Annotated in this window: 8 protein-coding genes; 1 reads left to right on the top strand and 7 read right to left on the bottom strand. The window is 33.3% G+C overall.

Annotated features, from left to right (window positions below; genetic code table 11):
• The first annotated feature begins 265 nt into the window (after nt 1-265).
• Complete coding sequence (locus tag B0E44_RS09620; RefSeq protein WP_077373643.1) at nt 266-913, top strand: flavin reductase family protein; 648 nt, start codon at nt 266-268, stop codon at nt 911-913.
• A gap of 53 nt (nt 914-966) precedes the next feature.
• On the opposite strand, the gene kynU is transcribed toward B0E44_RS09620, so the two are convergent.
• The 7 genes from kynU to B0E44_RS09585 form a co-directional block, all read right to left on the bottom strand.
• Nucleotides 967-2,244: a kynureninase gene (kynU, locus tag B0E44_RS09615; protein ID WP_077373640.1), complete on the bottom strand. Its 1,278-nt coding sequence runs from the start codon at nt 2,242-2,244 to the stop codon at nt 967-969.
• A 452-nt stretch (nt 2,245-2,696) separates the two neighbouring features.
• On the bottom strand, nt 2,697-3,746 hold the full coding sequence (gene queA, locus B0E44_RS09610; RefSeq protein ID WP_077373637.1) for a tRNA preQ1(34) S-adenosylmethionine ribosyltransferase-isomerase QueA: 1,050 nt from the start codon (nt 3,744-3,746) through the stop codon (nt 2,697-2,699).
• Between the two features lie 168 nt (nt 3,747-3,914).
• Nucleotides 3,915-5,150, bottom strand: a complete 1,236-nt coding sequence (gene aroA / locus B0E44_RS09605) for a 3-phosphoshikimate 1-carboxyvinyltransferase (protein WP_077373634.1) — start codon at nt 5,148-5,150, stop codon at nt 3,915-3,917.
• 80 nt (nt 5,151-5,230) lie between these two features.
• A complete protein-coding gene (locus B0E44_RS09600; RefSeq protein ID WP_077373631.1) occupies nt 5,231-5,557 on the bottom strand; it encodes a nucleotide pyrophosphohydrolase in 327 nt (108 codons plus the stop codon).
• A gap of 42 nt (nt 5,558-5,599) precedes the next feature.
• Nucleotides 5,600-7,591, bottom strand: coding sequence for a DUF3857 domain-containing protein (locus B0E44_RS09595; protein ID WP_077373628.1), 1,992 nt, complete (start codon nt 7,589-7,591; stop codon nt 5,600-5,602).
• 3 nt (nt 7,592-7,594) lie between these two features.
• On the bottom strand, nt 7,595-9,607 hold the full coding sequence (locus B0E44_RS09590; protein WP_077373625.1) for a DUF3857 domain-containing protein: 2,013 nt from the start codon (nt 9,605-9,607) through the stop codon (nt 7,595-7,597).
• A gap of 7 nt (nt 9,608-9,614) precedes the next feature.
• Nucleotides 9,615-11,531 carry a DUF3857 domain-containing protein gene (locus B0E44_RS09585; RefSeq protein WP_077373622.1) on the bottom strand — a complete coding sequence of 639 codons (1,917 nt, stop codon included), beginning with the start codon at nt 11,529-11,531 and terminating at the stop codon, nt 9,615-9,617.
• Nucleotides 11,532-11,548 lie beyond the last annotated feature (17 nt).

Here is an 11,548-nt window from a genome sequence, read left to right as displayed (position 1 = left end):
TTTAACATACTTTATCAAACTTATACAAAAATCAACAAATTTCACACTCCTTTTTTTTGAAAAGCACATTTTAAAAAGGATGTTTTTTTACTAAATGCAAATAAAATACAATTATAATAAATTTTAGCATTATTGTTAATTTTTTATTATAAAATGAAGAATAAACATCTAAGAAGTTAAAATTCATTATTTAAATTGAGATTTTTACAATTAATTAGACATGATTAACCACCAGTTTATTATATTTGTTCAAACATAAAAAATCATGAAAAATATTTCAAAAGAAACCATTTCGCAAATGGATAAGATTGAAAAATTAAATTTAATTAATTCATGTACTGGTTTTAAATCAGCTAATTTAATTGCTACAAAATCAATCGAAGGCAATACTAATGTAGCTATTTTTAGTAGTGTTACTCACTTAGGAAGCAGCCCATCGTTAATCGGTTTTATCATACGACCAACTACTGTTCCCAGAGATACTTATAAAAACATTATGGAAACTGGTTATTTCACCGTAAACCATATTACAATTGACATGATTGCCGATGCTCATCACACTTCTGCCAATTATGATTCCGGAATTTCTGAATTTGACAAAACCAATCTGGAAGAAGAATATAAAGACGGCTACAACATTCCTTTTGTAAAAGGAAGTCCGGTACAGCTCTACTGTAAATATGTAAATGAATACATCATCAAGGAAAATGACACAATTCATATTATAGCTTCAATTGAGCATGTTTTTTTCGATGAAACTTTAGAGCATAAAGATGGTTGGTTACAATTGGACAAAGGAAATATCGTTGCGTTGAATGGTGTAGATGGTTATTTTTTACCCAAACTAATTGATCGCTTTCAATATGCACAGCAAAATGTTCCTACAAAATCATTTAAAAAAGATAAGGAATAAAAAAACTATATGGTTCAAAAAAAGGGAATAGTTACTACAACTATTCCCTTTTTTTATTTTCCTAAAATTCCTGTTTTCAGAATCTGACCGAAATGATACATATCCTCATAAGACGTATATAAAGGAACCGGTGCAAGACGAATTACATTGGGTTCACGCCAATCTGTTATAACACCATTTTTCATTAAATAATCAAACAAACTGCGACCTTCCCCATGAAGAAAAACCGATAATTGACAAGCTCTTTCGGATGGTACTGTTGGAGTAATAATTTCAAAAGATCCGTGTACTTCTTTGCTTATTTCGTTCAGAATAAATTCTAAATAAGAAGTGATTTTATCTCTTTTTAAAATTAATTGATCCATTCCAATTTCGTCAAACATTTCAACGGAAGCTAAATAAGGCGCTAAAGATAATATTGGCAAATTACTTATTTGCCAACCTCCTGCTCCATGAACAGGGTCGAAAACTGGTTCCATCTTGAAACGACGTTCTTTGTTATGTCCCCACCAACCCGCAAATCGAGGCAATTCTTTATTTTCATGATGCTTTTCATGAACAAAACAACCAGAAGCATTTCCTGGGCCCGAATTCATGTATTTATAACTACACCAAGCTGCAAAATCGACATTCCAATCGTGCAATTCCAATTTAATATTTCCTGCTGCATGGGCTAAGTCCCAACCCACGTAAGCTCCTTGTTTGTGTCCCGCTTCGGTGATGGTTTTCATATCGAAAACCTGACCTGTGTAATAATTCACTCCGCCAATTAAAACCAATGCCAACTCCTCTCCTACATCTTCAATTTTTGCCAATACATCTTCCAATCGGATGTTATGTTCTCCTTCACGACGCTTGATTTCCACAATCACATCTTCAGGTTTATAGCCGTGAAAATTCACTTGGCTTTGAAACATATATTGATCGGAAGGGAAAGCTTTTTCTTCGCAAATGATTTTGTAACGCTTTGTAGTCGGTCTATAAAATGAAACCATCAACAAATGAAGATTCACAGTTAGTGTGTTCATTACGGTGATTTCGGTTGGCAATGCACCTACCAATTTACTTAATGGATTGGCAAAACGCTCTTGATAATCCCACCAAGGTTTTTCGGCATAAAAATGACCTTCGACAGCTAGATTTGCCCAATCGTCCATCACTTCATCAATATATTTTTTGGTTCTTTTTGGCTGTAATCCCAAAGAGTTACCCGTAAAATAAATTACTTTTTTCTCGTTGATTTTTGGAAATATAAACTCGTCTTGGTATTTATGTAGATGATCTTGTGAATCGAGTTGCTTAGCAAATTCTAATGTATTTTTGAAATCCATTTTTTGATTATTTTATGTCGTAAAAATAGAAAAAGAAAAATAGAGAAAAGAAAATAGAATAGAGAAAATAGATAATAGCCAAAATAAAAGTGACAATTCAATAAAAATTGAATTCATTTAAGCTTATATTTTGAATATAAAACAACACATTACTTCTTATGAAAAGGAATTACGCTAGGGATTGCTTCGCCTGTTCGCTATCGCTCGAGTGAAATAGAAAGTTTTTACCTGAAACCATTTAGTGATACTGCAACGAGGAAGCGACCAACGGAAGCTCCCGCAGTGCTAGTATTACTTTGATTTTGGGTAAAAACTTGTAATGGATAGCCCGTAATACGCCCTTATTCAGAAGGCAGTGATCAGATTGCAGTATTCAGTTTGTAAAATTAGTTTTCAGGCAAAAAAAATCTCGCCATTGCTGACGAGACTTGTATTTATAATTTTGAATGTGATTAGATAATCAACATTGCATCTCCGTAAGAGTAGAACTTGTATTCTTCTTTGATTGCTTCTTCGTACGCTCTTTTCATTAAATCGTGTCCGCAGAAAGCTGAAACCATCATTAACAAAGTAGATTTTGGTGTATGAAAATTAGTAATCATACAAGTTGGAATGCTGAAATCGTGAGGAGGAAAAACGAATTTATTTGTCCATCCATCATAAGGATTAAGTGTGTTTTGAGAAGAAACTGAACTTTCTACGGCACGCATAGAAGTAGTTCCTACCGTACAGATTCTTTTCTTAGCAGCTTTGGCAGTGTTCACAATATCACAAGCTTCCTGAGTGATTTTTAACTCTTCAGAATCCATTTTGTGTTTCGATAAATCTTCAACCTCAACTGGATTGAAAGTTCCTAAACCAACGTGAAGCGTAACTTCGGCAAATTTAACTCCTTTGATTTCCAATCTTTTCAACAAATGTTTAGAGAAGTGCAAACCAGCAGTAGGTGCTGCAACAGCTCCTTCTTCTTTGGCATAAATTGTTTGGTAACGTTCCGCATCTTCTGGAGTTACATCACGGCTGATGTATTTAGGAATCGGAGTTTCGCCTAGTTCGGTTAATTTATTTCTGAATTCTTCATAAGATCCATCATAAAGAAAACGCAAGGTTCTTCCACGAGAAGTTGTGTTATCAATTACCTCAGCAACTAATGAATCATCGTCACCGAAGTATAATTTGTTTCCAATTCTAATTTTACGGGCTGGATCTACTAATACATCCCAAAGTCTTTGTTCTGCATTTAGTTCTCTAAGCAAAAATACTTCGATTCTCGCTCCAGTTTTTTCTTTATTTCCATACAAACGAGCTGGAAAAACTTTGGTGTTATTTAATATTAAAACATCGCCATCGTCAAAATAATCGATAACGTCTTTAAACATTTTATGTTCTATCGTTTGCTTCTTACGGTCAATAACCATCAATCGAGACTCATCTCTATTTTCGGCTGGATATTCTGCAAGAAGTTCTTTTGGTAAATTAAAATTGAAATGAGATAATTTCATCTGATAAAGTTATGAGTTATGATTTATAAATTATAAGTTTTGAAATCAAAATTTTAAATCGTGTGCAAATATACGATTGTGAGATAGGCGTTGTCAAGTGTTTAGGTGTTTATTTTTACCTCACCCCTAGCCCTCTCCAAAAGAGGAGAGTCAAAACTCAGCAAAAGTCTATGTAAACGACCATTTTTGAATCATCAAAAAACCTATTTTTTTTAAATCATCCCAAAAATCAGGGTATGATTTTGACACAACATCAGCATTATTGATAATTATTGGCACTTTTAAGCCTAATGGAGCAAATGCCATGGCCATTCTGTGATCGTTATACGTATCGATTCTTACTTCTGGATTAATACTCCTTGTAGCTATTAATGTCAAACTATCATTGGTCACGGAAATATTGGCTCCCAGTTTGGTTAATTCGATGCGAAGCGCTTCCAATCTATCTGTTTCTTTGATTTTTAAGGTATGTAAACCTGTAAGATGACAGCCAATTCCTAACCCTAAGCAGGTAACCACAATTGTTTGTGCAATATCTGGAGTATTATTTAATTCTAAATTCAAGTCTTTGTATTCAAAATCAGTTTGCTTCGTCAAAGTCAATTTGTTTCCTTCGAAATATGAAGTTACCCCCATTTCTTTGTATATCTCAATCAAAGCAGAATCTCCCTGCAAACTGGTTTCTTTGTAACTGGTCAAAGAAATAGACGCTGTTTTTGCCAATGCTACTAAACTAAAAAAGTAAGATGCCGAGCTCCAATCAGATTCTACGGTCATTACTTTTGTTTCTACTTCTTTCTTTTGCTTTACTGTTATTACGTTCCCAACAAAACTCGTTTCAATATTCAAATCATTTAACAAAGCTAAAGTCATTTTGATATAAGGAACAGAAGTTATCTCACCAACCAAAGTCAATTCAATTCCGTTCTCTAATTTTGGCGCTACCAAAAGCAATGCCGATATATACTGGCTACTCACATTGGCTGGAATACTGACTTTATGAGCTGTTATTTTTTGTCCTATGATTCGAATAGGCGGATAACCCTCTTCTTTTTCATAGGTGATTTTTGCTCCTAATTGTTGTAAAGCCTCTACCAAAACTTTAATTGGGCGTTCAGTCATTCTTTGAGATCCTGTCAACACAACTTCACGTCCTTCGTTTACCGCAAAATAAGCCGTTAAGAAACGCATTGCCGTTCCTGCATGATGAATATCTACTATTTCATCGTTCCCTACTAAAGCTTTTTGCATTACCTCGCTATCATCAGAATTGGATGTATTGGCTAAAGTAATATTTGGAAATAATGCTTGAAGTAACAACAGTCGGTTGGTTTCACTCTTGGAGCCTGTAATTGCAATTTGTTCTTGTAAATCGAGTTGGGAAGTTTGTAACAGTAAATTCATTATAGATGTGTTGATAGGTGTGTTTTGGCAAATTTATTTTAAAAAAAGGATGTACCAAAACTTTGTCCTGACTTATAACATTATTTTAGTTTATCGTTGTTTTTGTGGCGGTCTTTGTCTCGAACGGATTTTAAATCCATCTTCTTGTCAAAAGCGGCCTGCAAATCAATCCCTGTCTGATTGGCTAAACACAAAACCACAAAAACAACATCGGCCAATTCTTCTCCAAGGTCTTTGTTTTTATCGCTTTCTTTTTCGGATTGTTCTCCGTAACGACGGGCAATAATTCGGGCTACTTCACCAACTTCTTCGGTAAGTTGCGCCATATTGGTCAATTCATTAAAGTAGCGTACTCCGTGTTCTTTAATCCAAGTATCTACGTCTTGTTGGGCATTTTTTAGGTTCATGGTTGAATTTTTATCACAAATATACAAATGCACAAAGTCTTACTATATTCTTTTAAGAACTATTTTCTCATTTTGCTTGTTAATCATTTTTTGATAAAAATCTTTAATTGATTCATAAAAATTACCTGAAATGACAGCAAAATTTATCTCTTTAATTACAGCAATCTGTATTCTATTATCTTGCGAATTCACATTCATCGAGAAAGACAACTCTTCGCCCTCTGTTGAAATTTTCAAGGGTTTAGGAAGCGATTCTATAACATAACCCTCTGGAATTTCATAACTTATATTATACCTTTCAAATTTTGGATATTCAAAATTGATTGGCATCTTTCTTTTTTCTTGAACGAAAGGATTATGAGATTCCGTAAAAAATAACATCGGGTTGATATATATTTTATCGCCAATAATATCTGAATGATTATTAGTTGAAAAAGCAAAAGTCTGCATAACAGGATTAGCAAGATTAGTCTTTTTATTATCTATGGTATACCCTTGAATTCTAATTCCGTTTAAATTATTTTCTAATTTCTCGAGATAGTTATCCGTTTCCATTTCTGCATACTTATCTCTAAAATTATATGCTTCATAATCAGCTAACTGTGATCTACACCTACCCTCCATTCCGCCAGTTTTATCCAATTTTACCATCAGAGTATAATTTTTACCTGAATTTTTTGTCGACACTAACTCCACTTCCTGAGAAGTTCCATCTTGCTTAATAAGCCGTCCTTTCCAGTTTAAAACATTCAAGGGTAAAATATTTTGTGTAGTGTATTTATGAGTAGCATCTAATAAAATTTGCTTTCCATCAATATTCACAGCCGCTATAACGTAATTAAAACCCGTTCTATTAGGGAAAACTGGCCTTCCATAATCTTTTGTGCTAATCAATACTGGATTTGCATCAAAACCTACCAGTTTTAACATTGAAATGAGTATAAAATTTATTTCAGCAACATTTCCAGTTCTGGCAATATAGGCTTGCTTTACTCCTTTATCTGTGAAGTATCCGTTATCTTTATTCCAATGCATTCGTTCTTGAACAAACTTAAAAACTACTGCTAGTCTTTCTTCCTTAGAATCAATTCCTTTTAAAATCAATCTAGTATCGTCTAGAAGATAAAAACTCTCTTCTAACTCTTTACCAAATTCTTTATCTGCATAAATAGTTTTGGCTACGCCATCCCAATCTTTTGAGAAATTTTTCTCTTTTTCGTCAGGAAAATTTGTTTTTTCAAGTTCATGATACAATGACGATTGGTAATTTCGAATATTATCAACAAAACTTTCTTCCTTTAATGCTGGAACATTTTCTGCACTATATTTATTCTTCAATAGATTGAAACTCAAACTAACTGTCTGATGATATTGATTATCAAACGAAAAACTTCCATTTGCAACTTTTGAATCTACTTTGAGATCTATAAAACCAATTTGAATAGGTTTATACGTAAAAAACAAGGGAATATTAGTAGTGTATTCAGCTGAATTTACTGGAATTTTATCTTGAAAATAGTACACGGGAAATTTAACAATGTTTTCAGTCTTCAAAACATATTTAAACTCTAAAACCGATCCCTCTTTTACATTTGGCAATGTTATGGAGGCCTCATTCCAATATTCATTTACATTTTTTTTAAAACTTCCTTCGTTATTAAGTTTTGTTTTTACAATTGAACCATTCTCAAGATTATAAGTTGCTGCATTCGAAAACTTAACAACATCGTCATTATAATTTTCATACCCCACATAATAAGGCAAGGTAAAATTAGCCCAATCAGACCCTTCTTTTTTATATATTTTAATACGCATAGTCACTTCTGTGATTGCTACAAATCCATCCTTCAAAGAATAATTGAAACTAGTTTTACCGTTTTTAAACAAAACCGCTGCCACAGCACTTGTATCTTTGGGATGTTGCGCTTCTCTTAATTCTGCCACAGACACTTTCCCTAATTCAAAGTTTTGGGCATTTATCTTTATAAAAGAAAAAAAAATCAATAACCTCAAAACGGCTTTATAGTTTCTCATTATTTATACTTTCTTTAAAACAATTTTCTCGGTTTCCTTAGCAATCATACCTTGATAATATTCCTTTAACATTGAATAATATTCTGATGAAACTATAGGTGTATTAATTTGATGACTAATGGATAGCTGTATACTACTTCCGGACGCATTCGATATAAATTTAAAGCTACCAATATTATCCTCCATATTAAACACGGATGATTTTGGAAGTGTTTCTATCACATATCCTTGTGGAATATCTATATTGACAGTAAAATTGTCCATAAACGGGAAACCATAATCAACTGGGTATTCTCTTTCCTCCTGTTTAAATGGATTTTGTTCTTTGGTGAAAAATAACAATGGATTGATATATATTTTTTCGCCTATAATTTCACATAAATTAGTTCCAGTAAAAGAACAGGTTTCCACAATCGGCAATTTAACATCCTTCTCATTTGTTCTTTTATAATCAGCAATTTCAATTTTTGCATTTTCATTTTCCATCCTTTCCAAATAGTCTTCTTCCTTTATGTTTTCAATCTCCGATCTAAAACTCATGGCGTTATGGTCTGTTCGTTGACGTCTTAATTTACCAGTAATTTTACCGCTGGCATCAATTGCATACATGATTACAACATTGTTATTAGAAGCTTTTTTAGGCATTAAATCAACTTCTTGCGATGTTCCGTCTTTTCGGATTAACCTTCCCATCCAATTCAGGTCTCTAAACGGCAAAACATTTGGGGTTGAAAATTTACTTGTTGCATCTAGCAAAATCAGCCCTTCATTACCTTCTACAGCAGCGATTACATAATTGAATGCACTATGGTTTGGAAAAACCGAAACTCCATTAGCGCGTGTACTAATCAAAACAGGATTTGCTTTAAGCCCTGCAGAACGCAACATTGCAGTAAGCATAAGATTAATTTCAGCCACATTACCGGTTTTGTCTTTATAGGCCTTTTTTACCCCATCATTACAGGAATAACCATAATACTCATTCCATTTCACTGTGGATTTCAAATAATTGAGAATAGCCAAAACAATCTCATCCTGAGTGGTCAATCCAACAACAACCGCTTTCAAATCATCCTCAAAATATCCTGTTTTATTTAATTCAGCTCCAAAATCATCATTATCATAAATAGTTTTCACTACGGCATTCCAGTCCGTAGAATATGGCTTAAGAGGTTCATTTGGATATTTGGTCATCGATAATTCCTGCACCAAGCTTGTGGTGTAATTATCGATATTATTTACGAATGCCTCTTCCTTCATAGCTGGCATATTTTGCGCAGTGTACGTTGTTTTTGTTTCTTGATATTCGATTTTATCTGCTGAGAAATTAGTCGAAGAAACAAGACCTTGTGATCTTTCCTTACTGGTAATATTAAACGATTTTTGTGATTTCTCAACATTAATTTGCGGTGTGGTAAACCCTTTCATTTCACTATTATAAATAAAATATTCCGGCACATAGGTTTTATATTCTGCATAGTCTACAGGAATATCCGTTTGAAAATAAAACTCCCTAAGCATCCCAATTCTATTTGACATTATCTTATATCTAAATTCCAATATCGAACCTTCTTTTACATTGGGCAAGGTTATTTTCTTTCTACTCCAATATTTATCTATCTTTTCTTCAAATTCACCTTCACTTTTTAATTTTGTTTTTTCAATCTTTCCAGCCACCAAATTATATGTCACCGCATCCGCAAACAAGACATTCTCTTTTATTGAGCCAGTTCCTGGGATAAATCTTACCGCTTGATTTGCCCAATCATAACCATCTTTTTTATAAATCTTAATACGCATGGCCACCTCGGTAACCACCCTAAAGCCTTCACTTTGCATGAATTCAAATCTTGTCTCCCCTTTTTTAAACAATATTGCTGCAACTGCAGCTGTATCTTTGGGATGTGATTTTTGTTCCAATTCGGCTATGGAGACTTTTCCTAATTTGAATTCTTGGGCATTTGTAGTAGAATAAAATAGTACAAATAATAAAAAGATTAAGTGTTTGGTTTTCATTTTGTAATTAAGATTTGGTTAGAATTATTTTGGCGTTATCATTTCTTGAAATCTGCTCCATAAAAAGGCGGAATTCATCGTATTCTTTATTAGTATACAAACCTTTTTTCAAAAAAAACTTTCGTTTGTAAACAATAGTATTATTATCTTTTTTGACAATCTCTGTTTTATATTCCCCGAATTTTCCATTAATTTCAACATTTCCTGGAAGAAATTCAATCGAGAAATTAACAGGCAAAGCAATTTCTATTTCATCAATATCTACTGAGCCCCTTTGTATTTCTAAAGGATTTTTTCGGTTTCGAATTCGTTTGACACTTTGAGTTAATGGATTAAAGGCATTTATAGCAAACATCATTTTATTAGCCGATACGTTCCCATAATTCACGGCAGTTATTTCGGCATTTTCTGTAAAACTAATTTTTTCAGTATCATTCTTGAAAGTGACTTTTTTAATTTTTAAATTATTAATGGTACTCCAATAATCTTTATAAAAAGCTTCCATTTCCGTTGGGGAAAGCTTATCATTATTAAATTTTTGATTGTATTGAGTACCCTCTGAAACGATACCTATTTTTCCTAAAAAATCACCATTTTCCGCAATAGAATAGACTCCTTTACTTACTTGGGTATTAACTGTATCTTCGTAAACTTTTGTTCTTACAATCTCTCCTCCTTCAGGTTTTACCACCAAAACATTCCTATCATCGGTAAACGTTCCTTGATAACCAAAAGGATCCACCTGACTTGTACATTCCAAAAAAACATATTTATCTTTATTGGGTATAGCCAAAATCATATGATTTCCTTGCATTGAAACAAAATCAGACTCAATATCACGTTTTCTTGGGTTGCCATATAAAACTACATTATAAGACGGTACATCAACCACGTTAAGAAGGGCTTTTGTATAATTGCTCAAAGCTTTGCAATCTCCGTATCCTAAACGATCCACATCATTCGCCTGCATCGGTTTCCATCCTCCAATCCCGACTTGAATGCTAACATATCTTGATTTTTCCTGAACGTATTTATAAATGATTTGTGCTTTCTTTATAGGATCAGTTTCGGTACCTACCAAAGCTTTGATTTTAACTTTGGTCATTTCGGATAAATCAGTGGTTCCCTGCAGAATTTTTTCGCTGTACCATTTTCCAAATTCTGTCCATGTTTTGGCTGTACCGTCAACTCCTTCAAGATGAAACAACTCTAACCCCATCATTACTCTTGGGAAAAGATTACTAACCGAAGGACTAGCGGTTTCTTCTTTTTGAGCCCACATTTTTGATGCTGTATAAGAAAGCTGAGTAGAAGTGTCTATAGTTTTCTTGATATTAAAATTCGAAAAATTGAATTCTTTATATTTAAAACCAAGGCTTGAAGGATAACTTATATTGAGAACGCTTTTTTCTATGCTTACGGCATAATCATTCAAAGGTATCCATTGGGGAAGGAAGGCAGTATTTGATGTTTCTGTTTCACTCTCAAAAACGACTGTAAATGGGTATTGTGTTGGCGTATAATCTAAGTAAATATAACGGCTCTCCGAAAAAAGTGTACTCCCACTTACAGCACTTACATCTCTGAAATCGCCTCTTTTTATTTTTTTTATTTCCTTTCCTGAAACATCATAAACTGTTGCCAATATACTTTTGACAGGACTCGATTTATCGTAATTTTCATAGGCTTCAATAGCATCCAACCCATTTTCATTCAAGACTGTCACCACACGTTTGTTCTTGATATTCATACTGCGTTGAGAGGCAATTACAATATCAATTTGGTTCAAACGAACCACTGCATTGGCATTTTCTTTGAGACTGTCAGAAAGAGTAAGAGTACTGTAATCGCTCTTTTGAGCAAAAATAAATGTCGTGGTAAATAAAAAAAACAGAGAAACAATAGGAGTAATTTTATATGTCATAAAAAATATTTAGCTCC

It is taken from the genome of Flavobacterium sp. A45, from assembly GCF_002001005.1.
Classification (GTDB): Bacteria; Bacteroidota; Bacteroidia; order Flavobacteriales; family Flavobacteriaceae; genus Flavobacterium.
Note: the sequence above shows the minus strand (reverse complement) of the source record. Positions and strands in the feature narration are given on the sequence as shown.